The organism is Haloactinopolyspora alba, assembly GCF_003014555.1.
Lineage (GTDB): Bacteria > Actinomycetota > Actinomycetes > Jiangellales > Jiangellaceae > Haloactinopolyspora > Haloactinopolyspora alba.
In genome coordinates this window covers 113,053-139,535 of record NZ_PYGE01000012.1, presented here as the reverse complement: position 1 = coordinate 139,535, position 26,483 = coordinate 113,053, and the positions used below count along the sequence as shown (strand labels likewise).

27 protein-coding genes and 1 riboswitch are annotated in these 26,483 nt (G+C 71.5%); of the genes, 4 read left to right on the top strand and 23 right to left on the bottom strand.

The window, feature by feature from the left end:
• Position 1: 1 nt before the first annotated feature.
• From CLV30_RS16675 to CLV30_RS16625, 10 genes are all read right to left on the bottom strand, one after another.
• Positions 2–742 carry a L,D-transpeptidase gene (locus tag CLV30_RS16675; protein WP_106538349.1) on the bottom strand — a complete coding sequence of 247 codons (741 nt, stop codon included), beginning with the start codon at positions 740–742 and terminating at the stop codon, positions 2–4.
• A 178-nt stretch (positions 743–920) separates the two neighbouring features.
• Positions 921–1,772 carry a RecB family exonuclease gene (locus tag CLV30_RS16670; protein ID WP_420842006.1) on the bottom strand — a complete coding sequence of 284 codons (852 nt, stop codon included), beginning with the start codon at positions 1,770–1,772 and terminating at the stop codon, positions 921–923.
• Positions 1,773–1,801: 29 nt separating this feature from the next.
• Positions 1,802–2,407, bottom strand: coding sequence for a MarC family protein (locus CLV30_RS16665; RefSeq protein ID WP_106538347.1), 606 nt, complete (start codon positions 2,405–2,407; stop codon positions 1,802–1,804).
• Complete coding sequence (locus CLV30_RS16660) at positions 2,404–3,249, bottom strand: PHP domain-containing protein (protein ID WP_106538385.1); 846 nt, start codon at positions 3,247–3,249, stop codon at positions 2,404–2,406. The genes CLV30_RS16665 and CLV30_RS16660 overlap by 4 nt, the downstream gene beginning before the upstream one ends.
• A 32-nt stretch (positions 3,250–3,281) precedes the next feature.
• Entirely contained in the window at positions 3,282–3,923 is a 642-nt protein-coding gene (locus CLV30_RS16655) for a DUF6758 family protein (RefSeq protein ID WP_106538346.1), read from the bottom strand.
• A 105-nt stretch (positions 3,924–4,028) separates the two neighbouring features.
• Complete coding sequence (locus tag CLV30_RS16650) at positions 4,029–5,123, bottom strand: DUF2332 domain-containing protein (protein ID WP_106538345.1); 1,095 nt, start codon at positions 5,121–5,123, stop codon at positions 4,029–4,031.
• A 307-nt stretch (positions 5,124–5,430) separates the two neighbouring features.
• Positions 5,431–5,913 carry a YflT domain-containing protein gene (locus tag CLV30_RS16640; RefSeq protein ID WP_205741009.1) on the bottom strand — a complete coding sequence of 161 codons (483 nt, stop codon included), beginning with the start codon at positions 5,911–5,913 and terminating at the stop codon, positions 5,431–5,433.
• Positions 5,914–5,984: 71 nt separating this feature from the next.
• The gene (locus CLV30_RS16635; RefSeq protein WP_211300072.1) at positions 5,985–6,491 is read right to left on the bottom strand and encodes an HNH endonuclease; all 507 of its coding nucleotides are present in this window, start codon (positions 6,489–6,491) and stop codon (positions 5,985–5,987) included.
• Between the two features lie 150 nt (positions 6,492–6,641).
• The gene (locus CLV30_RS26570; RefSeq protein ID WP_165358703.1) at positions 6,642–7,400 is read right to left on the bottom strand and encodes a lysophospholipid acyltransferase family protein; all 759 of its coding nucleotides are present in this window, start codon (positions 7,398–7,400) and stop codon (positions 6,642–6,644) included.
• Between the two features lie 133 nt (positions 7,401–7,533).
• Positions 7,534–8,274 (bottom strand): hypothetical protein, encoded by a 741-nt coding sequence (locus CLV30_RS16625; protein WP_106538342.1) that lies wholly within the window; start codon positions 8,272–8,274, stop codon positions 7,534–7,536.
• A 166-nt stretch (positions 8,275–8,440) separates the two neighbouring features.
• A riboswitch (TPP riboswitch) is annotated at positions 8,441–8,546 on the top strand.
• Between the two features lie 98 nt (positions 8,547–8,644).
• Between CLV30_RS16625 and CLV30_RS16620 the strand changes: the two genes are divergently transcribed.
• Genes CLV30_RS16620 through CLV30_RS16610 form a run of 3 tightly spaced genes read left to right on the top strand, consistent with a single transcriptional unit; the run spans position 8,645 to position 11,567 of the window.
• Complete coding sequence (locus CLV30_RS16620; RefSeq protein WP_106538341.1) at positions 8,645–9,274, top strand: ECF transporter S component; 630 nt, start codon at positions 8,645–8,647, stop codon at positions 9,272–9,274.
• Positions 9,274–10,764: an ABC transporter ATP-binding protein gene (locus CLV30_RS16615; protein ID WP_106538340.1), complete on the top strand. Its 1,491-nt coding sequence runs from the start codon at positions 9,274–9,276 to the stop codon at positions 10,762–10,764. The genes CLV30_RS16620 and CLV30_RS16615 overlap by 1 nt, the downstream gene beginning before the upstream one ends.
• Positions 10,761–11,567: an energy-coupling factor transporter transmembrane component T family protein gene (locus CLV30_RS16610; protein ID WP_106538382.1), complete on the top strand. Its 807-nt coding sequence runs from the start codon at positions 10,761–10,763 to the stop codon at positions 11,565–11,567. Before CLV30_RS16615 ends, CLV30_RS16610 begins: the two co-directional genes overlap by 4 nt.
• A gap of 30 nt (positions 11,568–11,597) precedes the next feature.
• Here the strand turns inward: CLV30_RS16610 and CLV30_RS16605 are convergent, their stop codons facing one another.
• A complete protein-coding gene (locus CLV30_RS16605; RefSeq protein ID WP_106538339.1) occupies positions 11,598–12,053 on the bottom strand; it encodes a MarR family winged helix-turn-helix transcriptional regulator in 456 nt (151 codons plus the stop codon).
• A gap of 71 nt (positions 12,054–12,124) precedes the next feature.
• On the opposite strand from CLV30_RS16605, the gene CLV30_RS16600 reads away from it, so the two are divergent.
• Positions 12,125–13,273 (top strand): Mrp/NBP35 family ATP-binding protein, encoded by a 1,149-nt coding sequence (locus tag CLV30_RS16600; RefSeq protein ID WP_106538338.1) that lies wholly within the window; start codon positions 12,125–12,127, stop codon positions 13,271–13,273.
• 314 nt (positions 13,274–13,587) lie between these two features.
• Here the strand turns inward: CLV30_RS16600 and CLV30_RS16595 are convergent, their stop codons facing one another.
• The 12 genes from CLV30_RS16595 to sigE all read right to left on the bottom strand — a co-directional run bounded on the left by CLV30_RS16595 (position 13,588) and on the right by sigE (position 26,305).
• The gene (locus tag CLV30_RS16595; RefSeq protein ID WP_106538337.1) at positions 13,588–15,675 is read right to left on the bottom strand and encodes a glucosidase family protein; all 2,088 of its coding nucleotides are present in this window, start codon (positions 15,673–15,675) and stop codon (positions 13,588–13,590) included.
• A 25-nt stretch (positions 15,676–15,700) separates the two neighbouring features.
• Entirely contained in the window at positions 15,701–16,951 is a 1,251-nt protein-coding gene (locus CLV30_RS16590) for an enolase C-terminal domain-like protein (RefSeq protein ID WP_106538336.1), read from the bottom strand.
• Positions 16,952–16,954: 3 nt separating this feature from the next.
• The gene (locus CLV30_RS16585; RefSeq protein WP_106538335.1) at positions 16,955–17,551 is read right to left on the bottom strand and encodes an SDR family NAD(P)-dependent oxidoreductase; all 597 of its coding nucleotides are present in this window, start codon (positions 17,549–17,551) and stop codon (positions 16,955–16,957) included.
• Positions 17,552–17,560: 9 nt separating this feature from the next.
• Positions 17,561–18,376 carry a carbohydrate ABC transporter permease gene (locus tag CLV30_RS16580; protein ID WP_106538381.1) on the bottom strand — a complete coding sequence of 272 codons (816 nt, stop codon included), beginning with the start codon at positions 18,374–18,376 and terminating at the stop codon, positions 17,561–17,563.
• 11 nt (positions 18,377–18,387) lie between these two features.
• Positions 18,388–19,335 (bottom strand): carbohydrate ABC transporter permease, encoded by a 948-nt coding sequence (locus CLV30_RS16575; RefSeq protein ID WP_106538334.1) that lies wholly within the window; start codon positions 19,333–19,335, stop codon positions 18,388–18,390.
• 40 nt (positions 19,336–19,375) lie between these two features.
• Positions 19,376–20,644 carry an ABC transporter substrate-binding protein gene (locus tag CLV30_RS16570; protein ID WP_106538333.1) on the bottom strand — a complete coding sequence of 423 codons (1,269 nt, stop codon included), beginning with the start codon at positions 20,642–20,644 and terminating at the stop codon, positions 19,376–19,378.
• Between the two features lie 76 nt (positions 20,645–20,720).
• Positions 20,721–21,428 carry a FadR/GntR family transcriptional regulator gene (locus tag CLV30_RS16565; protein ID WP_205741007.1) on the bottom strand — a complete coding sequence of 236 codons (708 nt, stop codon included), beginning with the start codon at positions 21,426–21,428 and terminating at the stop codon, positions 20,721–20,723.
• Between the two features lie 383 nt (positions 21,429–21,811).
• Positions 21,812–22,438, bottom strand: a complete 627-nt coding sequence (locus tag CLV30_RS16560) for a twin-arginine translocase TatA/TatE family subunit (protein ID WP_106538332.1) — start codon at positions 22,436–22,438, stop codon at positions 21,812–21,814.
• A 72-nt stretch (positions 22,439–22,510) separates the two neighbouring features.
• A complete protein-coding gene (locus tag CLV30_RS16555; protein WP_165358702.1) occupies positions 22,511–23,800 on the bottom strand; it encodes a S1C family serine protease in 1,290 nt (429 codons plus the stop codon).
• A 134-nt stretch (positions 23,801–23,934) separates the two neighbouring features.
• The gene (locus tag CLV30_RS16545; protein WP_106538330.1) at positions 23,935–25,038 is read right to left on the bottom strand and encodes a sigma-E factor regulatory protein RseB domain-containing protein; all 1,104 of its coding nucleotides are present in this window, start codon (positions 25,036–25,038) and stop codon (positions 23,935–23,937) included.
• On the bottom strand, positions 25,035–25,628 hold the full coding sequence (locus tag CLV30_RS16540; RefSeq protein WP_106538329.1) for an anti-sigma factor family protein: 594 nt from the start codon (positions 25,626–25,628) through the stop codon (positions 25,035–25,037). The genes CLV30_RS16545 and CLV30_RS16540 overlap by 4 nt, the downstream gene beginning before the upstream one ends.
• The gene (gene sigE / locus CLV30_RS16535) at positions 25,625–26,305 is read right to left on the bottom strand and encodes an RNA polymerase sigma factor SigE (protein WP_106538328.1); all 681 of its coding nucleotides are present in this window, start codon (positions 26,303–26,305) and stop codon (positions 25,625–25,627) included. The genes CLV30_RS16540 and sigE overlap by 4 nt, the downstream gene beginning before the upstream one ends.
• Positions 26,306–26,483 lie beyond the last annotated feature (178 nt).

The window sequence follows — 26,483 nt, the reverse complement described above, 5'->3', positions numbered from 1 at the left end:
CTCAGGTCCGCACGACCACCACGGGCGTGCCGACCGGCGCGTGCTTCCACAACGCCACCGCGTCCTCGAGGTCCTGACGGATGCACCCGTCGGACAGCGGCGTGCCCAGCTGGGACAGCGTCTGCACCTCGTTGCCCGTCTCGGTCTTCACCGGGATGTCGTGGAACCCGATGTTGGAGTTCTCGCCGCGGTGGAACCGGACCATGTATTCCATGGTCTCGGTGCCGTGCCAGCTGACGGCGTCGCGCGACTTGGAGAACACCTCGAAGGTGCCGGTGGGCACCTGATCGAAACGGCTGCCCGAGACCATGTACGTGCGCTTGACGACGTTGCCGTCGCCGACGAGCCAGACCTGCTGGCCGGTGATGTCGAACACGACACGGTGACCGGAGCCGCTGTTGGACGGGAGCGGAGCGGTAGCCGGTGGCTTGACGTTCGGTTCCGGGGTCGACGTGGGCGCCGGTGCGGCGAACTCCGGCCCCGGCACGCGCAACGCCTTGGCGGCCACGGGCTCGTCACGCTGGTTCCCGCGCGAGAGCTCGCCGGCGTCGCGGTCGCTCGCCGGCGGCGCCGCCAGCGCGTCCGGTGACGCGTCCGGAGCGGTCGCCGTGTCGGCCAGCCCGAGCGCACCCACGACCACGGCCGAACAGCTGAGCAGCGTGACACGGGTACGGCTGACCCGTTGGGACGCACGCACATGCGCAGCATCGGACCGGGACGAGACGCCGTAGCGTCCGGGCATCCGCACTCCTCGTGATCGACGACACCACCCGGATACCACCGGGCGGGCACGGCGACGCCGTGAAACCGGTGTGCAATCGTGATCAACCCTAGACCATCGTTCCCGGCCGGACCAGCGTAAGAGACGGATGCACACCGGCCGGACGCCGGGTCGCCCTCAGACGGACGCCGGGTCGCCGTCAGCCCGCCTCCTGCGCGGCCAGGCCCGCCCACGGCGCACGCGGACCGACCGCGGCGCTGCCCTCCGGACAGTGCCGCACATAGTCGCACCAACCGCACAGCGGCGACGGCCGCGGCGGGAACGTCTCGTCACTCGCGTCGCCGTCGTGGAAGGCCTGATCGGCCTCGGCGCACTCGGCCGCGATCGCGTCGGCGCGGTCGAGGTGCCGCGTGAGGGTGCGCTCGTCGTGCTCCCACGCCACCACCTCGCCGGACGGCAGGTGGTGCAGCTCGACGCGGTGGCACGGCGCACGCAACGTACGCGTGGCCGCCGCGGCGTAGACGGCCAGCGCCAGCGACGACCGCGCGTCGTCGGTGCTCAGCACGTGCCGCCCGGTCTTGTAGTCGACGACGACCAGCACGCCGTCGCGTTCGTCGATGCGGTCCACGCGCCCCGACAGCGACGTGCCCTCGTGCACGACGCCGACCGTGCGCTCCACGCCGCGGGGTTCGTCGTCCGGATCCAGCCCGGAGACGTAACGCGTCACCATATCGACGGCGCGCGTACGCCACAGGCCGGCCTGCTCCGCGTCGCGGAAGCCCTCGTCACCCCAGTACTCGGCGACCAGTGACGGCACCACCGCGACGGTGCGTTCCTGCCGCGGCAACCGCCACCATGCGGCCAGCGCGTTGTGCACCACGGCCCCGACCGTGTTGTGCGCCCACGGCGGCCCCTTCGGTGGCGGCGGCCGGTCGAGGTAGCTGAACCGGTACCGGCGGGGACAGTCGAGCCAGGTCGTCAACCGGGTCGGCGTGGCTCTGTACAACCGACGGGGCATGCCGTCGAGAATGGGCCCGCTCATCACCGTCATTGTCGCACCCGTGGCGGGTGCGGCCCGCCTCAGCCACCACCCTCGATGAAGGCGCGCACCGCGTCGGCGATCAACTGCACCGCGATGGCCGACAGCAGAAGCCCCGCGATCCGCGTCACCAGCAAGATGCCGGACTCCCTGAGCACGCGCAGCAGGAAGACGCTGTAACGCATCGACGCCCACAGCGCCAGGTGAACCGCCACCACGCCGAGCGCCAGCGAGAAGTAGTCCATCCCGCCCTCGGATTCCTGGACGAACACCATCGTCGCCACGATGGCGCCCGGCCCGGCGAGCAGCGGCGTCCCCAGCGGCACCAGGGCGACGTTCGCGCTGCCGGAGCCCTCCGGATCGTCCGCCCGCCCGGTCAGCAGTTCCAGCGCGACCAGCAACAGCAGCAGACCGCCGGCCGCCTGCAACGCGGGCAGGCTGATGTTCATGTACTCGAGGATCGTGCGGCCGAACAGCGCGAACACGCTGATGACACCGAACGCGACCGCGACGGCCTGCCACGCGGCACGCTTACGCTCCGCGGCTCGCCGGTTGCCGGTCAGCGCCAGGAAGACCGGGATCGTCCCGGGCGGGTCCATGACCACGAAGAGCGTGACGAACGCCTCGCCGAACAGCTGCCCGTTCATCGGCCACCGACCCCCATCGCGAGTGCACGCAGGCGTTCCCACTGCTCCGGCGCGGTGGTGTTGACGCCCAGATCGTGGCCGGTCTTCCCGGTGCCGTGGTAGTCACTGGCCCCGGTGACCAGCAGGCCGAGGTCCTCAGCGATCCGGCGCAGGTCGCGGCGGACGATCCGGTCGTGGTTCTGGTGATCGACCTCGATGCCGTCGAGACCCGCCGCACGCAACCCGGCCATGGACGCCGCGCCCAGGACCCGCCGTGAACCCCGTCCCCACGGGTGGGCCAGCACACCGACACCACCGGCACCGTGGACGAGCCGCAGCGCTGTGACCGTCGACGGCGCGTACTTCGGCACGTAGCCGACCCGCCCCTCGGACAGGAACCGGGTGAACGCCTGCTCACGGTCGGCGACGTAGCCCTTGGCGATCATCGCGTCCGCGACGTGCGGCCGGCCGACGGACGAGGCGGTGCCCGACACCGCGGTCACCTCGTCGGCGCCCACCGGATAGCCCGCCGCCGTAAGAGCGGCCGTGATGCGGTGCAGCCGGCCCCACCGGTCGGCGCGGATCCGGTCCAGCTCCGCGCCCAGCGCCGGATCGGCGCGGTCGACGAAGTACGCCAGCAGATGCACCCCACGGCCCAGGTGCTCGGTGGAGATCTCGACTCCGCCGACGAACTCGACACCACAGCCCGCCGCCGCCTCGTGCGCGTCGTCCCAGCCCTCCAGGGAGTCGTGATCGGTCAGCGCCACGACGTCCAGACCCGCCGACGCGGCCGCGCGCACCAGCTCGGCCGGGGTGTCGGTGCCGTCCGACACCGTGCTGTGCGTGTGCAGGTCGATACGCAACACGGGCGTCCTGGGTCGTCGGGCCGGAGAACTCACAGATCGTAGCCCCGGGACAGCCACGGCGGCGGCGTTCCGTAAGGCAGCAGGTCCGCTTCGTGGCCGAGATCACGCAGATCCACGACCTCCACGTCCTCGAGCAGCAGCACCCCCGCCGTCGAGGGCGACAGCACCGCCCACAGCCAGGTCCCGCCCCAGTGCCCCGCGTACACCGCACGGTCGGCGGGCCCGTCCACGAACCACAGCGGAACCGCGCGGTTGTGCACCAGGACCTTCGCGCTGGGCTCGCCCTGCACCGCCGTCCCGGGGTCGGGGCCGTCCAGGCCGGCCAGTCCCGCGCCGAGGCCGACGCCCTGCTCCTCGCTGACCAGCACCAGATCGGCCGGGCCACCCAGCGGATTGGGGCCGCTGATCGCCACCCCCGCCGCCCGCACGCCGGTGGCGTCGTCGCCGGCGTGCACCATGGCCCCGACCACCCAGCCGTGCGGCAGCGGCCAAGGCAGCCACATCGGGACCCTGGACCGTTCGCCGAGCCGGCGCACCAGCCGCGCGGACGGCGCGACCAGCGGCGCCACCGGGTACACCTCACCGTGCCTGGCACAGACCCACCGGCTGGACCATGCACCGGGCGGACGCGGTTGATCCCCACAGCGCGGGCAGGTCGGCTCACCTTTCACAGCGCCGACGGTTCCGCGACAGCAACCGCCCGTCAAGCACCTTCCCCGTTTCCCCGGCCTCTTGGGAATGATCACGTCCCGCATGGAATTCCATGCGGGACGTGATCATTCTCGGGGTGGCGCGGGACGGAGTGGTGTGCCGTGTGGGTGAACGGCGCCGAGGGTCACCGTCCGCTCGGCGCGGTCCGCATCGAGGCGCTCGACCGCGGCATCGGGCCGCTCGGCGTCGTCTGCACGGGTCGTGAGCGTCAGGGCGATGTCGGAGACGCGGTGCGGATCGACCGGTTCCATCGACACGTGGGCCAGTGGCATCCGCGCGGCAGCGGCGTCGATCACGGCATCGGCCTCGCGCCGCTCCTGCTGTGACAGGTACTGCCAGACGACGGAGTGCCACACGACGGTCAGCACGTCGTCGCCGACGGGCTCGGCCAGCTGCGCGCGTAGCCACGTCGCGGCGCCCGCCCGGTCCACCGCGACCTCGGGGTGCCGCGCGGCGACCGCGAGCGCTCCGTCGAGGCGCCGGTACCGCTCGACGTCGTCCGGCCAGACGAACGACCGCAGCCGCAGCCTGCCTTCGTCGGACCGCGGGTCGACGGGGTCGCGGTCGCAACCGCGTCGTGCCACGATCTCGACCGGGACCGGAGTGACCGGCACCTCCACCGTCGCGTCGATCCGCACGTCGGCGTCCGGCGGCCCCCAGGACCAGCTGCCGGTGTCGATCCGGTACTCGTCGGGCAGCAGGTTGAGCCCGGCGCTGGCGCCGACCTCCAGCAGCCGGACTCGACGGCGCCCGGTCGCGGCCGCGGCCGCGTACAGTGCCACCACCAGCGGAACCGTCCGGCCCACCTCGTTGGTCTGCGGGACGATCTCGAGGTCGTGCCGTAGTTCGTCCCGGTGCCGGACCACCACGTCGACCGCGGTCTCCCACGCGTAGTCAGGGGCGCGCTCACCGCCGAGGTTGCGGTAGTACGGCTCGAGCGCCGGCGCCCGCCCGGTCAGCACCAGACGGTGCACGCCGGCCAGGAAGCGCAGTTGGACGACGTCGGCGTCGGTGGCGTCCTCCCAGCCCGCGCAGATGTCGCGCACGACGCCGCCGGCCTCCCAGTCGCCGGCCATGCCGCGCATCAGGACGCCGTACAGCGGCGCGCCCATCCGGTCACAGGCGTCCGCGTGCGAGCGGAACCGCTCGGCCAGTGTCACCGCCGACTCGCCGCGTCGAGGTCCCGCTTCCGGCCGGTCTTACACAGCATCATGCTGGCAACGCTAACGGAGTGGATGGACGGCGAAACCGGCCCATCCGCGTTCGGCTGCTGCGCAGGCGCGACGGTGATCGAGTGGAGTCGGTACCGGGACGGGAACCGCCAGGACGATCACGGCTACGACGACGCGGTCGCGGCGGCCCGCGCGGGCGACGGCTTCGTGCGGGGCGCAGCTGTCGGTGGTGCAGAACGACGACATGCGCACCATCACGTCGTGGGCGGTCAGGCGGCGCGGGTGGCTGTAGGCGTCACGACGTGGGCCGGTCGGACTGCAGTGACAGCTTCGCCAGCAGGTCGCGCGCCTGTGCGGCGTGCTGGTGCTGGCAGTAGATCTCGTACCGTGCGGCGATGGTGACGCTCTTCGAGGTGAAGTCCCGCCGGCCACCGGTGAACGCGTACCCGGCGACCCCGAAGATCGCCATGAACACCGCACCCCACGCCACGCTGAACAGGATGATCTGCGCCCAGCCCTCGTTGGTGAACAGGCCGAGCAGCAGTCCGACGAAAAGCCCGAGCCAGGCACCACTGGCCAACCCGCCCAGCGCCGCCTTGCCCCAGGTCAGCCGTCCGGTGACGCGCTCGACCTGACGCAGGTCGGTGCCGACGATGGCCAGCTGCTCGACGGGGAACTTCTGGTCGGACAGGTAGTCGACCGCACGCTGGACGGTCGGGTAATCGTCGTACGTCCCGACCACCATGCCGGTCGGCAGACCCGGAACCGGACTCACCATTGGCACACCTCCTGTCTACTGATGACAGTACCCACCTGGGCAGCGCTGATGAGCGCACTCGTCCGGTTCGCTCAGGTAACGGCGGCGGCGAGCCAGTCGGGCAGCGCCTCGCTGGTGGGCACGCCCAGCGCCAGCACCAGCGCACGGTGTGCCTTGGGCTCGTACGGCTGGACCAGCAGCCGCATGCCGGCCTCGGCGGGGGTACGGTCCGCCTTGGCCTGGTTGCAGGCCACGCACGAGGCGACGGTGTTGCGCCAGCTGCGCGATGCTCCACCCCGTGAGGTGGGCACCAGGTGGTCGATCGAGGACGCGCGCCCGCCGCAGTAGGCGCAGCGTCGCCCGTCCCGGTCGAGCACGCCGCTGCGTGACCACGGCACCTTGCGGCGGTACGGCACCCGCACGAACCGCAGCAGCCGAACCACCAGCGGTGTCGGCAGCTCACGGGTGGCTGATCGGATGAGCTTGCCGGAGTCGGCGTGCTCCATGACGGCCTTCTCGGTCAGCACGAGGATGACCGCGCGGCGGACGGGGACCACCGCGAGCGGCTCGTAGGAGGCGTTCAGGACGAGAGTGTTCACGCACGCACCTCCTCTCCGACCCGCCTGACGCAGCTCGTTGCTGACGACTCTAATGTCGTACGCCGGACAGGAGGGAGACCCGCCGGCGAATTCTGCGCCAACGGTGTCCCCTGCCGGTCGCCGTCCACGGTGCCCCGGCGGCTCCGCCGGTCACAATGGTTTTTCCTGCGGACCGGCCTCGGGCACCGCCTCACCGGCCTCGGGCACCGCCTCGCCGGCGTCGGGCACCGCCTCACCGGACACCGCGCGCCAGACCTCGACGACCCGATCCTGGACCAGGTCGACGACGTCGCGCAGCGGGAGTCCGGCGAACTCGTCCGGGCGGATCGGCTTGCCGACGCGCAACCGGACGGTGGGCCGGCGCACGATCGACGTGAGCGCACCTCCGAGGCTACGCGCGACGGAGCCGGAGCCGATACGGCGCGCGTCGTGGTGCGCGATGGGCACGACCGGAACGCCCGCTTCGGCGGCCAGCCGCCCGACCCCGAACCGGAACCGGCGTGGTGAGCCGTCCTCGGTGGCCGAGACGTCACCCTCCGGGTAGATGCCGACGACCTCGCCACGTGCCAGGGCGTCGTGCGCGGCCCGCAGCGCCACCGCGCCGGCCTGCCGCAACCCGACCTCGATCATCCCGGCCTGCCGTGCGAGCGGACCGATCGTGCGGCTCGCGAATACCTGCGACGACGCCATGAACCGGACATGACCGTGGTCGGCGCCGCAATTGGGCCGTTCGCACGGAATGCTGGGGCGCAGACCGGAGCGGTACAACGTGGCCAGCACCGGCGGCACGTCCGCGATGGTCGTGTGGTTGACGGCGAGGATCGCCGGCCCCCGCTTCGGCAGATGGTCCAGGCCCTCCGGGCGGACCCGGCCGAACAACGCCGTCAAGCCGACGGCCACGGATCCCACGAGTTCCACAATGCATGATTATGACCCGTGCCGGCGCGGACCGCCGCAACGGAGGGGTCCGACACGCCCTGGCGGACAGTCGCGGGCAACCAACCGGGCTACTTCGCGGCGACCTGCCGGGGCACAGCCAGGGTTATTGCGCGGGCAACTCGTCGACCGTCAGCACCTCGTCCTCGGCCGGCGCGGTCACCTCGACGTCGGCGCCGAAATTGCTGAAGGTCAGCACGCCCTTGCCGGCGGTGGCGCCCTTCTCCTCGAACCGCAGCGGTAGCGGCTCACCGGTGGCGGCGACCCACAGCGTTGCGCCGGTGTCCGGGAACAGCAGCCCGACCGCGAGCTTGCCGTCGACCTCGCTGACACCGGTGATCCGCGACGGAGCGGCGGCGCCGAGGACGGCCTCGGCGAAGGTGGCGCCGTCGGAGAAGATCGAGAACCCGGAGCTCGACTTCGGCGAGAGGGCCAGCCACCGGTCCCCGATGGTGGCCTCGACGTCGTCGCCGACCAGCGCCTTCATGCTCTCTTCGTCACCTCGGACGTACACGGCGCCCTGGACCGACACCAGCTTCACCGGGTTGCCCGACTTGATCGTGCCGGTGGAGCCGACGCCGACCTCGAAGACGATGTTGAGCGCGTTGCCGTCGGTGGTGGTGCCCTTGACGCGGTACGACCCGGTGGACTCCATCGCGGAGATGGCACGCTCGAGCGCCTTCTCCGGCGCGACGTCGGCGATGCCGTTCTCCGCGGCGTCGTTGCTGACGGAGATCTGCGCCAGCGGCGCGACCGAGGGGTGTTCGGATTCGCCGCCGCAGCCGGCGACGGCCACCGCAAGCAGAACGGTGGAACCGAGTGCGACCTGTCGGCGGGCCAGTGGCATCGCGGCAGACCTCGTTCGGCTCGACTCTTCAGGGCGTGCGTCGGCGGCCCGGGCGGACCGCCGTCACGGAGCATACCCCCGACAAACCGGAACGTCACCGAAACGTCACCAGACCGACGGCAGACGAATCCGGTCACAACGGTGTATCCTCGGCGCAACAACTTCATACCCACGACAGGGGAGCGCTGCAGCGCTGAGAGTGCGGGACCGACCCGCAGACCCTCGAACCTGATCCGGATCATGCCGGCGCAGGGAGTCAACACCTCGAATCAGCCGCAGCGCGTTCGCGGGCATCGCCCGTGGACGCGCTGCCGTGCGTTCAAGTGCTCCTCGCCGCGTGACGAGCCCGCCGAAAGAGGAGCCGCTCGCCATGAGAAGTCCGCAAGACCCGACACATCCTTCCAACGCGCCCACGTCCCGGATCCGCCGGTGGCGCTGGCGCACCGTCGACATCGTCGTCGCCTCCGTGCTGGCGGTGGCGTTCGGCGTGCTGTTCGCCGTCTGGAACAACCTGATCTATCCGGCCATCAGCGGCCCGTTGACCGGTTCGCCGGCGGCGCCGCTGATCGGCGGGGTGTGGCTGCTTCCCGCGGTCGTCGGCGGCCTGGTGATCCGCAGGCCGGGGGCCGCGTTGTACACCGAGGTCGTCGCCGCGACGGTCTCGATGCTGTTCGGCTCGGCCTGGGGACTGTCGGTCTTCCTGTCCGGCGTGTGGCAGGGCCTCGGCGCCGAGGTGGTCTTCGCGCTGCTGGCCTACCGGCGCTGGGGCGTCGTCGCCGCCGTGTTCGCGGGAGCCGGCGCGGGGCTCGCCATGGGCGTGTACGAGGGCTTCGTGCTGAACGCCCCCTACGCGTGGGACTGGAAGATCGTCTACACGCTGTGCGCCATCACCACCGGCGTGGTCATCGCCGGCGTCCTCGGCTCGGTACTGGTACGCGCGCTGGCCCGCACCGGCGTGCTGGCGCCGTTCGCGTCCGGCCGGGCGCAGGCCGAGGTCTGATGGCCCCGGCCAGGGTGGTCCTGCGCGGTTGGGGCTGGCGCTACGCCGGGCGCCGGGCGTGGGCGTGTCGTGGCGTCGACCTCGACATCGCGCCCGGTGAGCGCGTGCTGCTGATCGGCGCCTCCGGCGCGGGCAAGTCGACGATGCTGCGCGGCGTCGCGGGACTCCTCGACCCCGAGACCGCCGCCGAGCACGAGGGCGCGGTGCTGATCGACGGCGAACCGGCCACGTCGGTCCGGGGCCGCCTCGGCATGGTGCAGCAGGACCCCGAGGCGTCACTGGTGATGTCGCGCGCCGGCGACGACGTCGCGTTCGGCCTGGAGAACGCCGCCGTGCCGCCGGACGCGATCTGGCCGCGGGTCGACGAGGCGATGCGCCGGGTCGGCTTCGGCTACGGCCGCGACCGTGCCACGTCGGCGCTGTCCGGTGGCGAGCAGCAGCGTCTCGCGCTCGCCGGCGCGCTGGTCCGCGAGCCGGCCGTGCTGGCGCTCGACGAGCCCACCGCCAACCTCGACCCGCCGGGACGCGCGGACGTGCTGGCCGCGATCGACCGTTCGCTGACGGCCGAAGACACCACGGTCCTGATCGTGGAGCACCGCGTCGACGACGTCATGGACCTGGTCGACCGCGTCGTCGTCCTCGAACCCGGCGGGGGCGTCGCCGCGGACGGCACGCCGGCACGGGTGTTCGCCGAGCACGGCAGGTCACTGGCCGACGCCGGCGTCTGGGTGCCCGCGCCCTGGGGCCCGGCGCCGCCAGCGCACCTCCCGGGTCCCGGAGGAGCACCGCTGGCCGCGGCACGCGGCGTGTCGCTGACGTACCCGCGGACCAGCGAGCCCGCGCTGCGTCCCACCGAGTTGACCGCGCACCGCGGCGAGGCCGTGGCCGTCACCGGTCGCAACGGCAGCGGCAAGTCCACGCTCGCGATGCTGATGGCCGGGCTGCTGGCCCCGGACACCGGATCGGTGCGGCTGCTCGACGACCCCGATCGCTCCCTGCACGCGTGGCGCGCCCGCGACCTGTGCCGGCGGGTGGGCACCGTGTTCCAGGACCCGGAGCATCAGTTCCTGGCCCGTACCGTCCGCGACGAGCTGCTGATCGGCCCGCGACGGGCCCGGCTGGACCGCACGTACGCCGCCGAGCGCGCCGACGAGCTGCTGTCCCGGCTGCGCCTGGACCGGCTGGCCGAGGCCAACCCGTTCACGCTCTCCGGCGGCGAGAAACGCCGGCTGTCGGTCGCCGCGGTCCTGGCGACGGCGCCGGACCTGCTGGTTCTCGACGAGCCGACGTTCGGCCAGGACGCGCGGACCTGGGCCGAACTGCTCGACCTGTGCGTGAGCCTGCGTGCCGACGGCGCCGCGCTCGTCACCGTCACGCACGACGAGACCTTCGCCGGCGCACTGGCCGACCGCCACGTCGTCGCCGACGGCGGCACCGTCCGGGCACGCGCGGACCGTCACCCGGAGACCACGACATGGACCAGGACATGACCCTGCTGCAGACCCGCATCAGCATCGACGCCGGCGCCCCGCTGGCGCGCCGCAACCCCGTCGCCAAGCTCGCCGCCGCGTTCGTTCCGGCGGTGATGCTGCTGGTCACGGTGGACGTGGTCACCGCGGGCGTGGTGCTCGCGGCGGCCGTGGCCAGCGTCCCCGCCTGGGGCATCGGCTGGCGGGCGCTGTTCCGGCGCGCCTGGCCGCTGTCCGTCGCCGTCGTCACCGTCGCCGCCGGCAACGCCGTGTTCACCGGCACCAAGAGCGGCACGGCGCTGATCGACGTCGGCGCGCTGCTGGTGACCACGGACAGCGTTGGCGTCGGATTGGCCGCCGGCCTGCGAGTGGCCGGGATCGCGCTGCCCGGCGTGCTGGCCGTGCTGACCATCGACCCGGTCGACCTGGCCGACTCGCTGGCGCGCCAGCTGCGCGTCCCGGCACGGTTCGCCTACGGGTCGCTGGCCGCGCTGCGGCTCGCGCCGGTCATGGCCGCCGAGTGGGAGATCCTCGGCCGGGCCCGGCGCGCTCGCGGGTTCGGCGGGGACCGCAACCCGGTGACCGCGGTCCGGGTGTTCGGCGGCCGCGTGTTCGCACTGCTCGTTGGTGCCGTGCGGCGCGGTACCCGGTTGGCCGTGGCGATGGACGCCCGCGGCTTCGACGCCGTGCACACGCGTACGTCGGCGCGGCAGGCGCGTTTCGGCCGCGCCGACGCGGCGCTGCTGGCGGGCTCGGCCCTGCTCACCGCGGCCGCCGTGGTGCTGGCCGTCGCCGCCGGGACGTGGAACCCGATCCTGTCGTGACGCAGCACTCCCCGGCGGGCGACGCCGGCGCTACTCGTCCACGCGCTTCAGCAACTCGGCGACGGTGCGCAGCTCGTCGTCGCTGAACCGGCCGACGACGTACTCGCGGATACCGCGCAGATGGGTACCGCTGGTCTCGCGCAGCCGTTCGTACCCGGCGTCGGTCAGCACCGCGAAGTAACCGCGGCCGTCGCCCTCGGCCTGCACCCGCCGCACGAGCCCGTCGTCGGCCATCCGGTCCACCAGCCTGGTCAGGCCGCTCGGCGAGAGCATGACGCGCTCGGCGAGCTCCGTCATCCGTAACCGGCGCTCGTCGGCCTCGAGCAGCCGCGCCAGCACGTCGTACCACGCCAGGGACATGCCGTGGTACTCCTGCAGATCGGCTTCGAGGCGGCGCAGCACGCGAGCGTGAACGCGGATGAACAGCCTCCACACTTCGAGCTGTTCAGGGGTGACGCGGAGGTCCGCGCCGTCGGTGGCTGTCATGGGTCCCACATCCTAAGCCGCCCGGCCCCGAACGTGGGGACACCCGGCATCGCCGACATAGCATCGGGGGCATGACTGCGCTCCCTTCCGTCGAGGACGTCAACGCTGCCCTCGCGGGTGTCCAGGACCCCGAGATCAAAAAGCCGATCACCGAGCTCGGCATGGTCAAGTCGGTCGACGTCGCCGACGACGGGAGGGTGACCGTCGAGGTCTACCTCACCATCGCCGGCTGCCCGTTGCGCGACACGATCACCCGCGACGTCACCGCCGCGGTGATGGCGCTCGACGGGTCGACGTCGGTGGACGTCCAGCTCGACGTGATGTCCGACGAGCAACGCAAGGAGCTGCAGAAGCAGCTGCGCGGCGGCGCTCCGGAGAAGGAGATCCCGTTCACCAAGGCGGACTCGCTCACCCGGATCTACGCGGTCGCGTCCGGCAAGGGCGGTGTCGGCAAGTCGTCGGTCACCGCGAACCTGGCCGCGGCCATGGCGGCCGACGGCGTCTCCGTCGGGCTCGTGGACGCCGACATCTACGGCCACTCCGCGCCGCGGATGCTCGGCGTCGACGGGGCACGACCCACCGTCGTCGACCAGATGATCATGCCGATCCCCGCCCACGAGGTGAAGCTCATCTCCACCGAGATGTTCAAGAAGGATCGCGACACCCCGGTCGCCTGGCGTGGGCCGATGCTGCACCGGGCGCTGCAGCAGTTCCTCACCGACGTGTTCTGGGGCGACCTCGACGTCCTGCTGCTCGATCTGCCGCCCGGTACCGGCGACGTCGCCATCTCGCTCGCGCAGCTGCTGCCCAACGCCGAGATCGTCGTCGTCACCACCCCGCAGCTTGCCGCCGCCGAGGTGGCCGAGCGCGCCGGCTCCATCGCGATCCAGACGCATCAGCAGGTGGCCGGGGTCATCGAGAACATGTCCTACATGCCGTGCCCGCATTGCGGCCCGGAGCACCGCATCGACGTCTTCGGCACCGGCGGCGGTCAGAGCGTCGCCGACGGGCTCGCGCGGCGGCTGGGCGCGAACGTCCCCATGCTGGGCGAGGTGCCGCTGGACATGCACCTGCGCGAGAGCGGCGACGACGGCAAGCCGCTGGTGCTCAGCGAGCCGGACGCCCCCGCGTCGGTCGCCATGCACGACATGGCGCGGCGGCTGTCGCACCGCCAACGCGGCCTGGCCGGGATGTCGCTGAGCCTCTCGCCCAGCTCCTGACCGCTCCTCCGCGTCGGCCCCGCCCCCGCCCCTGCGCGTTGGTCACCTGATCGTCGTTTGCTCACCTGATCGTCGTTTGCTCACCTGATCGTCGCTTCCGGAGCGATCAGGTGACGACGCGCGATGACAATTGGGAGGTCACATGGACGGTGCTGCACCTGATCGCGTCTCGGATCGCGGACGGGAAACGATCAGGTGACGTACTCGCGGCGAGAGACGCCGGTACGGCACCTGATCAACAAACCGCGCCCCGGTCACGACACCCCGCGCCCGTTCACGACGAACCGCACCCGGTCACGACGAACCGCACCCGGTCACGACACTCCGTCGGACACCACACCGTCGGCGTCGACGTCCACCAGGCGATCGCCCACGCGCAGGTTGCGCAGCCGCGCCTCCGGGTCGACGCCGTCCAGCTGCGGCGCTGCCGTCACGGTGCCGTCCAGCGCCACGTCGACGCCGAACAGCCCTTCGACCACCAGCGCCGCCCATGATCCCGCCGACGAGCACGCCCAGTCGATCAGGTACGGGTACTGTGGTGGCGCCTTCGCCGCACCGCCGTTGACCGGCTCCGCGGCCTCTTCCACGAAATGCGCCTGCCCGGGCGGTCCCTGGTTGGCAGTACGTGCCAGCCCCGGCAGCCACCCCGCGACGACGTCCGCGCGGCCCAGCTGGATCAGCGCCCGCGCCGCGTCCGCCGGCCACGCCGGGTAGGCGCCGTTCCACTGATGGTCCGGGCGCAGGCTGAACGACGCGTCGTCGTCGTACGGCGACAGCGCACGCATCCACGACGGTGTCTGCAGCTCCCGCACGAAGAACGCCACCATCTCGGCACGCTCACGCTCCGGGAGGTCCCGCCCGATGGTCGTGCCGACGGTGGCGAAGTCGTAGCAGTGCCGCACCGGCACCATGCGCCCGTCGGGCTGGCGCGCGTTCCAGTACCCGCCGCCGTCGACGTACAGCTCGCGCACCTGCGTCAGCAGCTCGTCCGCGCGCGCCCGCAGGTCGGCTGCTTCCGCCGTGCGGCCACGGAACCCGGCGACGTCCGCCGCCGCCCGCATGCACCACACGTTCGCGGCGTTCAGCGAGGCCACCTCGTGCACGTACGAGCTGACGCACTCCAGCAGGTTGTCGATCTCGCCGTAGTCGGCGAGCGCATGAGCGCCGCGGAAGGACTCCCACGCCGTCGCCCAGTCCCGCAGGTGCTCGGCCACCGGGCGGCGCGGCCCGTCCGAGGCCGCCAGTTCCACGTCGAGGAAGTCGCGCCGTCCGTTCCACCGGACGTAGTCGCGCACCAGCCGCGTCATCGCGTAGTCGTTGACGGAGTACCAGTAGCCGGCCGGGCCGCCGGTGAGCCACTCGGTGCCGAAGTGCCGGTGGATGTCCAGGGCGATCCAGTGCTCGAGCTGGCGCCGCATCGGTTCCGGGTCCAACTGCGCATGCACCATCGAGCTGAGACTGAAGTCCCAGATGAACGTGGTGGTCTGCCAGTACCGCGGTGTCAACGTGTCGTAGACGCGGCCCAGGACGCTCGCCGGGTTGTCGCGGCGGAACCAGATCACGCCCAGCACGCCCCACCAGTACAGCCGGCGCACCGCGTCGTTGCTGGTCTCGAGCACCGGGACGTGCCCGCTGAACCGGTCGTTCCCGGGCGTGAACGCGGCCTCGAGGGTGGCGTTCCACCAGGCTCGTGTGGCGTCGATACGCCCGGGCACGTCCGCGGCGGCCTCGTCGAAGGCGGCCAGCGCCGCGGCCTCGTCGCCGTCGATCACGTGGACGTAGCCGAACCGGTACGTCTCTCCTGCGGCGACGTCCGCGGTCACCTCGACCGTGCGGTCGAGCACCCGGGCTCCGGGCACGTCGACGCCCTGCACGCTGACCGCTGAGCCCGCCCGCGCCCGGCCCACCAGCGCCGCGCGGCCGTCGGCGGGCGTCAGCGTGTTCGGCTCCGACGGCGGCACCGGCTGCGTCCATCCGCCGGTCGAGCGGGTGACCGTCGACGCGGCGGACAGTCCCAGGCGTACGTTCCGGGGCCGGTCCGACGTGTTGGTCACCTCGACGGCCATCACGACGCCCTGGGTGTCCGGCGGCATCGCCGTCACCGTCGTGATCGACAGGTCACCCAGCCGGGCCCACCGCAGCACTCGGTCCGGGCGCCACCGCGTCGACACCGGCTCGCCGAACGACCGGAACAGCCGCCCGTCCACCGACAGCACGCCGGTGACGGTGTCGCCGTGCGAGAACGGCGGCACGTTGACGCTGCGCACGCCGGTGACATCGTGGTCCACCTGGGCCGCGCCGAGACCGTTGGTCAGCCCCGGCGGGTTGACCATGTCGTCGAATCGCTGCCGGACGACGTCACCGTCGAAGTCGTCCACCCGGGGGATGAACCGCTCAGCCATCACAGTCCGATCTGTCGTCGTGGCATCAACGCGAGGGTGCGGACAGGTCGACGGGACCGCCGACGGTCGGGTCGGCCCAGTCGGTGTTCGGCAGCAACGGGTACCAGCCCGGCCGCCCGGGGTCGCGGTCGTACGGGTAGCCACCCAGCTCGCGATAGAGCTCGGCGTACTCGGCCACCTTGTCGCGGTCCAGCGTCACCCCCAGCCCGGGCCCGGACGGCACGTCGATCGCGCCGTCGCGGTAGCTGAACATCCCGCCGTCGACGACGTCGTCGGCGAGGTGGTGATAGTGCGCGTCGGCGGCGAACGACAGGTTCGGCACGACCGCGCCGAGGTGCAGCATCGTCGCCAGCTGGATGCCCAGCTCGCCGGAGGAGTGCACGGCGACGCCGAGCTGGAACGTCTCGCACACGCCGGCGGCGCGCACGCAGGCACGGATGCCTCCCCAGAACGTCGTGTCCAGCAGGATGATGTCGACCGCGGGGTCGCGGACGTTCGCGGCCAGCTGCTCGAAGTTGACGACGACGGTGTTGGTGGCGATCGGGACCGTGGTGCGCTCGCGCACCCGGCGCAGTCCGTTGAGCCCGTAGGTCGGGTCCTCGACGTAGTCGTTGTTCAGGCCCTCGATGCCCTTCGCGAACCGGATGCCGTCCTCCGGCGACAGCGCCGCGTTCGGGTCGTGCCGCAGCCGGTCGTCCGGGAACGCCTCGGCCAGCGCCCGGTAGCACGACAGCTCGTACTCCGGCGCGAACACGCCGCCCTTGAGCTTGTGCACGGTGAACCCGTGCTGCTGCTTCAGCTCACGCGCGTGCTCGACGAGCTGCTCCGGGGTCCGCACCTCGCCGCTGCCGTCCGGCGCGGGGTAGCGGAAGAACAGGTAGCTCGCGAACGGCACCCGGTCGCGCACCCGGCCGCCGAGCAGCTCGTGCACGGGCACGCCGAGGTGGCGGCCCTGTAGGTCGAGGCAGGCGAACTCGACGGCCGCGAGCAGCTGGGTGCGGTTGTTGTACAGGCTCGCGGTGGGGTTGGCGAGCATGAACCGCAGGACCTCGGTCCGCGCCGGGTCGTGTCCGATCAGGTAGTCACGCAGCGCCCGGACCGCGTCCTCGGCGCTGTGCCCTCCACCACCCATCTCGCCCAGGCCGACGAGCCCGTTGTCCGCCTCGACCTCGACGATGGTGCGGACGAACCGGCCCCAGTGGGCTCCGTTGCTGTGCCGAAGCGGCGCCTGCAACGGGACGGTCACCGTGGTCGCTCGGATGTCGACGATCCGCATGCCCTACTCCTCCCCCGTGTTCTCTTCCGGCAGCGCGACCCCCAGCGCCGCCATGACACCACCGTCGATCAGCAGATCCGTTCCGGTGACGAAGCTTGCTCCGGGCCCGGCCAGATAGGCGACGGCGTCGGCCACCTCGGCCGGCTGCGCGACCCGGCCGACCGGGTGCGTCCGTCCCCACTCGCCGACCACCTCGTCACCTCCGCGGCCACCGCCGAAGCGCTCGGCCGCCGTACGAAGCATCGGCGTGTCCACCGACCCCGGGCAGACCGCGTTGACGCGGACACCGTCGGCTGCGTGGTCCACCGCCATCGCTTTCACCAGCGACAACAGGGCGCCCTTGGTCGCGGCGTACGCGGCGATGCTCTCGTACCGTTCGGCCAGCTCGGCGGCGCACCTGCGCACGTCCTCGTCGGAGGCCACGTCCAGCGGCGTCGGCACGACGGTCCAGCCCTCGTCGTGCGCGCGGGCGCCGAGGCGCTCCAGAGCCGCCGCGTCGCGGTCCACGGCGACGACGGTGTCGCCGTCCGCCGCCAGCCGCTCGACGACCGCCAGGCCGATCCCGGCGGCCGCGCCGGTCACCACGGCCACATTCGTCATCGTGTCTCCCTAGAACTGCCCGAGGTTCAGGCCCCGGGTGAAGAAGCGCTGCGTCGACAGGAACAGCACGACCGTCGGCACCGAGACCAGCAGCCCGCCGGCCAGGACCGTCGGCAGCTGCGAGCCGCCGTACGTGCTCTGCATGCCGGTCAGCGCCGTCATCAGCGGGCGTACCTCGTCGGACTGGCTCAGCGTCAGCCCGAGCAGCAGGTCGTTCCACACGAACGTGGCCTGCAGGATGAACACCGCCACCAGGGCGCTGGCGGACATCGGCAGGTAGATCCGCCAGAAGATCCGCCAGGTCGACGCGCCGTCCACCACCGCGGCCTCGAAGACCTGATGCGCGATCCCGCCGAGGAAGTTGCGCATGACCAGGGCTGAGAACGGGACGCTGATGGCGACGTAGACCAGGATCATGCCCAGCCGCGAGTCGTACAGGCCGACCTCGGCGTAGCCGACGAACAGCGGCAGCACGATCATCTGCAGCGGGAACACGGTGCCGCCGAACACCAGCACGAACCAGAAGAAGCCGTGCCGGAGCCGCAGCGCCACGATCGCGAACCCGAGGGCCGCGCCGACGAGCACCGCCACCGCCGGGCCCAGCACGCTGTAGATCGTGGTGCTGACGACCGCGTCGCCGAGCCCGGCCCGCTCCCACGCGTCGGCCAGGTTGTCGAACAACGCGAAATCGGCCAGCGGCTTCCACACCTCGTCCGAGACGTATCCGGCCATCGGCTTGGACGCGTTGACCAGCAGCAGGTACAGCGGAGCGAGCCAGACCAGCCCGAGCAGGCCCAGGAACAGCGGGCGCAGCACACGAGACATCGTCATCACCCTCAGATCTCGTGCTTGGTGGACAACTGGCGACGCAGGTACGTGATCGCCGCGACGAGCGTCACCACGGTCAGGAACAGCGCCACCGCCGAACCGGCCCCGTAGGCGCTGCTGACGAACGCCTCGCGGTACATGGTCAGCGCCAGCGTCTCGGAGTTGCGGCCCGGCCCGCCTTCGGTCATGGCCATGACGATGTCGAACGTCTTCAGGCTGGCCACCAGCGCCAGGCCGACCACCACCGTCGTCAGCGGCCGCAGCATCGGCCAGAGCATGTGCCGGAACATCCGCCACCCCGACGCTCCGTCGAGCCGGGCCGCCTCGAGCGGCTCCTTCGGGATCGACTGCAACCCGATGACGAACAGCAACGCGTTCACGCCGGTCTGCTGCCAGGCCCACGCACCGATCATCATCAGCGTGTTCAACGGCTCGTCGAGCAGCCAGCGGCTGTCGGCGCCGGGCAGCCCGAGCCCGTCCAGCGCCTGGCTGAGCCCGCCGCCGTTCTGCAGCACGAACGTCCACACGACGCCGACCGCGACCGGCGAGACCGCGTAGGTCAGCAGGAACGGCAGCCGGAACCATGCGCCGAAGCGCATGTCGTGGGTGAGGACGGCGATGAGCAGGCCCAGCCCGACCGGCACGGTGATCGTGCCCACCACCCACATCAGCGTGTTGCGCATCGAGGTGGTGAAGTTCGGGTCGGCGAACATCTCGGTGTAGTTCGCCCACCCGACCCACTCCGGCGAGCCCAGGCCGTCGTACTCGGTGAAGCTGATGGCCGCCGTCCACAGGAACGGCAGGTACAGCAGCACCGCCACGAACAGGATCGCCGGCAGGCTGAACGCCCGCGCCGACCACCGGTACGGGCCGCCTCGTCTCCGCCCGCGCCCGGTGGCGCCCGGCCCGCGCCCGGCGGTGGTGCGGGCGGGCGCGGGCGTGCTCAGCCCCGTCATCGTCGTCTCCCCCAGTTGCGGCTGTGTCGGCGGCGGGTTGTCAGCCCTGTTCGCTCCAGTACGCCTCGGCCTCGGCCTGGATCGTCTCCAGGTGCGGCATCGGGTCGCCCGGGTTGGTGACGAACGCGCTGAACTCGTCCAGCGCCACGGTGAGGATCGGCTGCGGCGTTGCCTCGAAGTACCGCTCGAGCAGCTGGTATCCGTCAGTGCCCGCTTCCTCGTTCAGCGTGGCGAGCTCCTCGTCGTTGATCAGGGCCTTCGGATTGAACGAGACGTCGCCGCGCGCGTTCGCCCACGCGGTCTGCGCTTCCTCGGTGAACCACCAGGACGCGTACTGCAGCGCGGTGTCCTTGTTCTCCGCGTCCTTGGCGGTGCAGATCGGCGAGGTCTCGAAGATCAGCGACTGCTTGCCGAGGTCGGGGTTGACGTTCGGGATCGTGAAGAAGCCGTAGTCCTCGCCGGCGACCATGTCGACGGAGTTGAGCTGGCCGCTCAGGAACGTGCCGAAGTTGATCATCGAGACGGTGCCGGCCTTGAGCTGCTCCTGCGGCGGCGTCTGGTCACCCGGGTCGCCGAAGTAGCCCGCGTCGAGCATCTTCCGCCAGCGGTTCATGACGTCGACGACGCCCTGATCCGTGTAACTGGCCTCACCCGTGGACAACGCCTGGTACAGCTCCGGATCGGTACCGGCCAGCAGGGTCTGGAACCACACGAACGAGAACAGGATGTTGGTCTCGTAGAACGGCGTCTCGCCCGCGGCCACCAGCGTGTCCGCCGCGTTCATGAGCTGGTCCCAGGTCTTGGGCTCCTTGATGCCGTGCTCGGCGAAGATCTTCTTGTTGTAGTACATCACCCAGTACGCGGCGTTCATCGGCACGCAGTACTGCTCCTCGCCGACGGTGAAGTTCTTCCGCAGCTCGGCGGGCACGTTGCCGTCGTCGATGGCCTGCTGCCAGATGTCCGTCGTCGGCGCCACGAGATCCTCGGCGACGAGCTCCTCGAGCTGGCTGCCCGTGTGCCAGGTGAACAGCTCGGGCTTCTCGTCGGTGCGGAACGACTGCTTGATGAACGCGTTGTACTGTTCCGCGTCGGAGTACCCGGTGAACTCGAGCCCCAGCCCCAGGCTGTGCTCGGACACGTCCGAGACCTGCAGGAACTGCGGCTCCCACGCGGCCTTGTCCGTGTAGAACGAGACCGTGCCAGGCGCCTCGGAACCGCCGTACTCGCCTTCGCCCTCCCCGCCACAGGCCGCCAGGACCAGCGCCGACGCAGCCAGCCCGGCCACCGTCGCGCTGTATCGGAGTCTCACGTTGAACCACCTCGTGTGCCGTTGATGAATGACGTGCGGACGTGCCGGCCGATCGGCGTGGAAGCCTTGGCCGGGGTCAGATCTCCGTGCCCTGGTCCCGGGCCCGGATTGCCTCGATGACGTTCGTCAGGTGATCGTGCGTGGCGCGGTAGGCGCCGTCGACGTCGCCGTCGAGGACGGCTCTCGTGATCGTCCGGTGCTCGGCGAAGTCCTCGGACTCGTTTCCGTGCAGGCGGAGAATCTCTTTCTGCTCGTGCGCGTGGACGAGGACGATCGAGTCCACGACCTCCGCGAGCACCGCGTTGCCGGCGGTGTGTGCCAGCGCGCGGTGGAAGTCGAGATTGACCAGCCACAACCGGTCACGTTCATGGGTGAGGCACTGCTCGGCCTCGGCGAGCTTCTCCGACAGCAGGGCGCTGCCCTCGGCGTCACGGACGCGCGCGGCCTGCGCCGCGATCGGAGGCTCGATGACGCGGCGCGCTTCCAGCAGGTCGATCAGCCGCTCTGCGGTCAGGAGCTGGCTGTGCGGGTTGGGCAGCACCGAACGGTGCACGTTCGCGCCGACGTACACGCCGGAGCCGTGCCGGAGCACGACGACCCCCATGGCCTCCAGCCGGCGCAACGCCTCGCGCAGGGTCGGCACCGCCACCTCGAAGCGCTCCGCCAGTGCCCGGACCGTGTCCATCTGCGCGCCCGGCTCGAGCCCCTGGGAGTAGATGAGATCGACCACCCCGGCGGCCAGCTCGTCGGCCAGCGTGCGCCGGCTCACCTCTCCGGTGGTCACGGTCGACTCCTTGGCTGGTCAGGGCGCGATCGGCGCTCGCAAGTCCGTCGGGTGCCCGGAGCGGCGTCCACGGACACCCGACAGATTGATTAGATCACCAGATCAGTTGCCTGTCGACGCTCGTAATGCAATCGAAACGTGACGAATGGACAACATCCTGTCATACCGGTGAACATACGGATTCACACGTGCGAACGGCCGCGACGAGTCGCCCGGACCTTGGTCATGATCATCAACGTTTCGCCCCGTCATGGTGGGGTGGATCGTTGATGATCACGGAGGTGACACGGGGCCATCGGTATCACCGTGGGCGGACCCGTCGGGTGAGCCCGTCGGGTGGACCCGTCGGGTGGACCCGACGGGTGGGCTCGTCGGGGCTGGTGTCAGGTGGCGTCGGGGTCGAACCGTGGCGCCTCGGCGCCGGCCCTGACCGTGTCCGGATCCGCCGCGGCGGCGCCGTCGCTCACGGTGTCCGCCGAGTCCGCCGCGGACGGGGCGGACTCGGCGGCACCCGCGCCGTTCGGGTTCACCTCGGAGCCGTTCGGGCTCACCTCGGAGCCATCTCCGCCGGCGTCGGCATCGGTTCCGCCCGAGCCGGTGGAGTCGCCGGAGGCGTCCGAGCCGGTGGCCGTCCCGGTCTTGCGTGACGTCCGCTCCACCGACCCGTCCGACCGGGAGCCGTCGCGCGACTTGCCGTTGGTGGCGTGGCCGTTCTTCGGCTCGTCCTCGATGCCGAGGTCGTCCAGACCGAGGTCGACGCCGTCGAGCACCTTCTTGCGGACGAACGACTGCGGGTTGCGCAGGTCCGAGAGCGTGCGCAGGTCGTCCTCGTCGATGCCGAGGTCACTGACGCTGCCGGAAAGGTCACGTCGCGCGTTGGCGACCATGGTGCGCAGGTCACGGACGAACGAGGCCGCCTGCTTGGCCATCGCGGGTAACCGGTCCGGCCCGAAGACGAGCAGTGCGACGACGAGAATGACGAACACCTCGCCGATACCGATATCGAACACGCCGCTCCAGCTCCCAGCTCGGTCGGGCTCTCAGCCACTCGGGCGATCGTGCGATCCAGCTTACGTGGCGCGTCAACCGACCGCCGCATCGAGGGTCACCGTGAACTCCAGGACCTCGTCGTCGCGCTGCACCGTCAGCGTGACGTCGTCGCCGGGCTGGTGTGCCCGCAACCGCACGATGAGCTCCGCCGGGCTGCGCACCCGCTCGCCGTCGATCTCGACGATGACGTCGCCCGACCGGATGCCGACGTCGTCGGCGGGCCCGCCGGGCGTGACGCCCGGACCGTTCTCGCCGTCGTCGGCCACCTGCGCGCCCGGGCCGCCGTAGCCGTTGTCGAGCAGCACGCCCATGATCGGATAGACGGCCTCACCGTCGCTGATCAGCTGCTCGGCGGTCCGGCGCACCTGCTCGATGGGGATCGCGAACCCGAGACCGATGCTGCCGGCCGTGCCGCCGGCGCCGAGCGAGGCGATCGCGGAGTTCACCCCGATGACGCGCCCGGCGCTGTCGACCAGCGGACCGCCGGAGTTGCCCGGATTGATCGCGGCGTCGGTCTGCAACGCGTTGATGTACGACTGCGACGCCGGCCCGCCCGCGGTCACCGGGCGCTCGAGGGCCGAGACGATGCCGCTCGTCACGGTCGCGTCCAGCCCGAGCGGGCTTCCGATGGCCACGACCGGGTCACCGACCGCGACCGAGCCGGAGTCGCCGAAGACCACGGGCGTGAGGTTGTCGGCGTCGATCCGGAGGACCGCGACGTCGTAGCTGGGGCTGCTGCCCACCACCTCGGCCTCGAACCGCCGGCCATCGAACAGCGTCAGCCCGACCGTGCCGTCGTCGGCGGCGGAGACCACGTGGTTGTTCGTCAGGATGTAGCCGTCTTCGGCGATCACGAACCCGGACCCGGCGGCGTCGTTCACCTCGACGGACACCACGCTGGGCAACACGCTGGCCGCGACGCCCGCGACGGACTCGGGCGGGCGCCTCTCGAGCCCGGTCGGGTCCGCGCCGATGACCGTCATCGTGTCCGTGGAGCCCTCGGACTCGTCGAACCGGTCGGCGACGAGCCCGCCCGCGGCTCCGGACGCCACCGCCACCGCGAGCAGCGCCGGCACCATCCGCCCGCGGCGGCGTCGCGCCGGCTTCGCGCCTCCCGCGCCCGCCGCCGTGGCTGCCGCGGGCGCCGTGTCCGCCGCCGGCGTGGGCGTGGGCGTGGGCGTGGGCGTGGGCGTGGGCGTGGAGGAGGCTCGCACCGCATCGGCCTGGACGTCGGCGAAGCGCCACGTCCCGCCCGCCCACGGGTCGGCACCCTGGCACCGCGCCGAGGCGATGTCACCCAGACTCGTCCAGCCCGCCTTCATGAGGCCATTGTTCCAGCGCCGGCGGCCGCTGCCCAACGCGTCTGACGCGCACTCGCCGCCGCACTCGCCGCCGCGCTCGCTCTCCGCGCTCGCTGTGTGCGCGGTTCGATCGACGGGTCCGAGCCGAAGGGCGTTCAGCCGAACGGGTTCAGCCAGGAGCCGACGCGCTGCGCACCACGGCCGATCCGGTCGAACAGGCCGTCGTCCTTCTCGGCGGGTTCGCTCACCCGCTCCGGCGGCATCCGGTCGATGAGGACCTCGACCATGTGCATCGGCGCCTCGGCCACCACCGTGATGACGTGCTCGCCGGTGGACCAGGTCAGCCGGGCCGGCGGCCCCGGACGGGTGTAGACGAGACCGTCACCGTATTCGGTGGCGGTGTAACCGTCGAGCTGCTCTCGGTCGAGACGTCCGGGCTGCTGGAACACCGACACCGTCATGACGCCGTCGGAGTAGCTGAGCTGGACCGCGTCGCCGAGCCGCCGCGCCTCGTACAGCACCATGCCGCCGGACAGCGTCGGCGGGCAGTGCCAACCCTCGTCGCGCAGCCGCTCGATGTCCGACCACCGCAGCATCGACGTGTCCGGGTCTAGCGTCTCGGTGTCGCCGGCGGTCTCGAACTCGCAGCACATGTCCGCGCCGCCGATGGAGATGTCGACGAAGGCGCTGGCCCCGAGCGGGTAGCCGTCGCGCGCGAACGACTCGCGGCGCAGCGACAGCGCGGTCTCACGGTCCAGCCACAACCGCACCGCGACACTGCCGTCCGAGCGCCGCGCCTCCACCACGTCGGTGCTGCGCCCCGCAACCGTCGCGGTTCCGGCCATCCGCACGTTGTACGCGTCCAGCAGCAGGTCGACCGGGTCGTCGCCGGCGAGCCAGTTCGTGGTGCTGTGGCCCTGCAGGATGGCCGACTGCTCGTTGTGCAGGCCGACCTCGGTCTCGCCGCCCGCAGCGTGGCGGACCTGCACGATGGCGCTGGTGGACGTGGCCGATTTCGTCAGCGCCGACCACGTGGACACGTACTGGGTTCCGGTGTAGGAGACCTGCTCGCCGGCGCCGGCCGACTGGTGCAGCAGCTCGACGGCGCGCGGGTCGTCCCCGATGTCCAGTGGCGTCGCCGTCGGTGCGGGGATGAACACGGCCAGCGCGCTGACCAGCATCGGGACGGCGAGCACCGGCAGAACCATCGCGGCCAGGCCGCCGGAGCCGCCCGGTGCCGCCCACCGGTGGTGGATCACCAGCCGGCCCCCGTGGATCCGGTGTTGCCGACGTTGCCCACCAGCAGAGATGCCGACTCGACGAACGGCAGCCCGCCGGTGGAGCGGGCGTGCTCGAACGTGAAGTCCTCCATCGGCGGGACCACGCTGGCCGGCGTCGCCGGCGGCTCGGTGGTTCCGGACTGCCCGCCCAGCGCGGCGAACACCACGAGCATCGCGCCCGTGGTGCACATGCCCAGCGCGGCCACTCGGACCGTGCGGGTGCGCCGGGACGTGCGCCGTTGCGGTCCGGGACGGCCGTCGGCAGGACCCGCCGGTGGCCGCGAGCCGCGCGGGCGCCAGTTCGCCACCGGCGCGGACAGACCGGTGCCCTGGGGCGGTTCGGGCGGCAGCGGCTCGCCCGGCTCGGCCAGCGCGAGCAGGTTCTGGACCAGCTGCTCCGACGGTTCCGTGTCGGGCAGCGAACGCAGCGCGTTCCTGGCGTGCCGCTCGGACTCGACGGCGTCACGGCAGGTGGCGCATTCGGTCAGGTGGACGAGTGCGCGGTCGCGTTCGTCGTGCTCGAGCCGGTCGTCGACGAGATCGCTGATCCGCTCGTCGAGGTGTCTCATGCCGGCTCCCCGTGACCACGTGGGGTTCCCGGCTGCCCGGTGTCGCCGTCGAGACCACTGGCGTCGAGACCACTGACGTCGAGACCACTGGCGTCGTCGGGCGCGCGGTGCTCCAGCGCCGCCCGCAACTGGGCCCGGCCACGATGGATGCGGCTGCGGACGGTGCCGAGCTTGATGCCCAGCGTCGCGGCGATCTCTTCGTACGACAGACCCTCGACGTCGCACAGCACGACCGCGACCCGGAAGTCGGGCGGCAGCGCGTCCAGAGCATGGTGGATGTCGGCGTCGAGCATCCGGTCGGACAGTGCGCGTTCGGGTGTCGGCTCGCGGCCCTGGAGGCGTTCGGCGGCGTCGTCGGCGAGCGCGTCGAAGCGGATGCGCTGCTTGCGCCGGACGGTGTCGAGGAACAGGTTGGTGGTGATGCGGTGCAGCCAGCCCTCGAACGTCCCCGGCGTGTACGACGACAACGACCGGAACACCCGGACGAACACGTCCTGGGTGAGATCCTCGGCGTCGTGGGCGTTGCCGGTCAGCCGGTAGGCGAGCCGGTACACCCGCGCCGAGTGCTGGCGGACGATCTCCTCCCAGCTGGGCGGCGTCCACGCAGCTGCGGTATCCGCATCGGCCACCAGGGGACCTCCCTCGACAGGGCTCGTCGACACGAGCGTTGTCACCATCGTGACTCATCGCTCCTTTCCCGGCCAATCAGGGAAACCACCGATCCGTCCCCCGATGTTCCTGCGCAGTCAACGCGCCGGACCCGCCCGCGGGTTCCACGCCGGCACGGATTCCGGCATGCCGCACTCGACCGCAGCGCCCCGGAACGCTCTAAGCTCGGCGGTGACACATTCGCCG

Coding starts and splice junctions, on each gene's coding strand:
- CLV30_RS16675 (WP_106538349.1), bottom strand. CDS start 742: ATGCCCGGACGCTACGGCGTCTCGTCCCGGTCCGATGCTGCGCATGTG.
- CLV30_RS16670 (WP_420842006.1), bottom strand. CDS start 1,772: ATGACGGTGATGAGCGGGCCCATTCTCGACGGCATGCCCCGTCGGTTG.
- CLV30_RS16665 (WP_106538347.1), bottom strand. CDS start 2,407: ATGAACGGGCAGCTGTTCGGCGAGGCGTTCGTCACGCTCTTCGTGGTC.
- CLV30_RS16640 (WP_205741009.1), bottom strand. CDS start 5,913: ATGGTGAGTCCGGTTCCGGGTCTGCCGACCGGCATGGTGGTCGGGACG.
- CLV30_RS16625 (WP_106538342.1), bottom strand. CDS start 8,274: ATGCCACTGGCCCGCCGACAGGTCGCACTCGGTTCCACCGTTCTGCTT.
- CLV30_RS16620 (WP_106538341.1), top strand. CDS start 8,645: ATGAGAAGTCCGCAAGACCCGACACATCCTTCCAACGCGCCCACGTCC.
- CLV30_RS16615 (WP_106538340.1), top strand. CDS start 9,274: ATGGCCCCGGCCAGGGTGGTCCTGCGCGGTTGGGGCTGGCGCTACGCC.
- CLV30_RS16610 (WP_106538382.1), top strand. CDS start 10,761: ATGACCCTGCTGCAGACCCGCATCAGCATCGACGCCGGCGCCCCGCTG.
- CLV30_RS16605 (WP_106538339.1), bottom strand. CDS start 12,053: ATGACAGCCACCGACGGCGCGGACCTCCGCGTCACCCCTGAACAGCTC.
- CLV30_RS16600 (WP_106538338.1), top strand. CDS start 12,125: ATGACTGCGCTCCCTTCCGTCGAGGACGTCAACGCTGCCCTCGCGGGT.
- CLV30_RS16595 (WP_106538337.1), bottom strand. CDS start 15,675: ATGGCTGAGCGGTTCATCCCCCGGGTGGACGACTTCGACGGTGACGTC.
- CLV30_RS16590 (WP_106538336.1), bottom strand. CDS start 16,951: ATGCGGATCGTCGACATCCGAGCGACCACGGTGACCGTCCCGTTGCAG.
- CLV30_RS16585 (WP_106538335.1), bottom strand. CDS start 17,551: ATGACGAATGTGGCCGTGGTGACCGGCGCGGCCGCCGGGATCGGCCTG.
- CLV30_RS16580 (WP_106538381.1), bottom strand. CDS start 18,376: ATGTCTCGTGTGCTGCGCCCGCTGTTCCTGGGCCTGCTCGGGCTGGTC.
- CLV30_RS16575 (WP_106538334.1), bottom strand. CDS start 19,335: ATGACGGGGCTGAGCACGCCCGCGCCCGCCCGCACCACCGCCGGGCGC.
- CLV30_RS16555 (WP_165358702.1), bottom strand. CDS start 23,800: ATGAAGGCGGGCTGGACGAGTCTGGGTGACATCGCCTCGGCGCGGTGC.
- CLV30_RS16540 (WP_106538329.1), bottom strand. CDS start 25,628: ATGAGACACCTCGACGAGCGGATCAGCGATCTCGTCGACGACCGGCTC.
- sigE (WP_106538328.1), bottom strand. CDS start 26,305: ATGGTGACAACGCTCGTGTCGACGAGCCCTGTCGAGGGAGGTCCCCTG.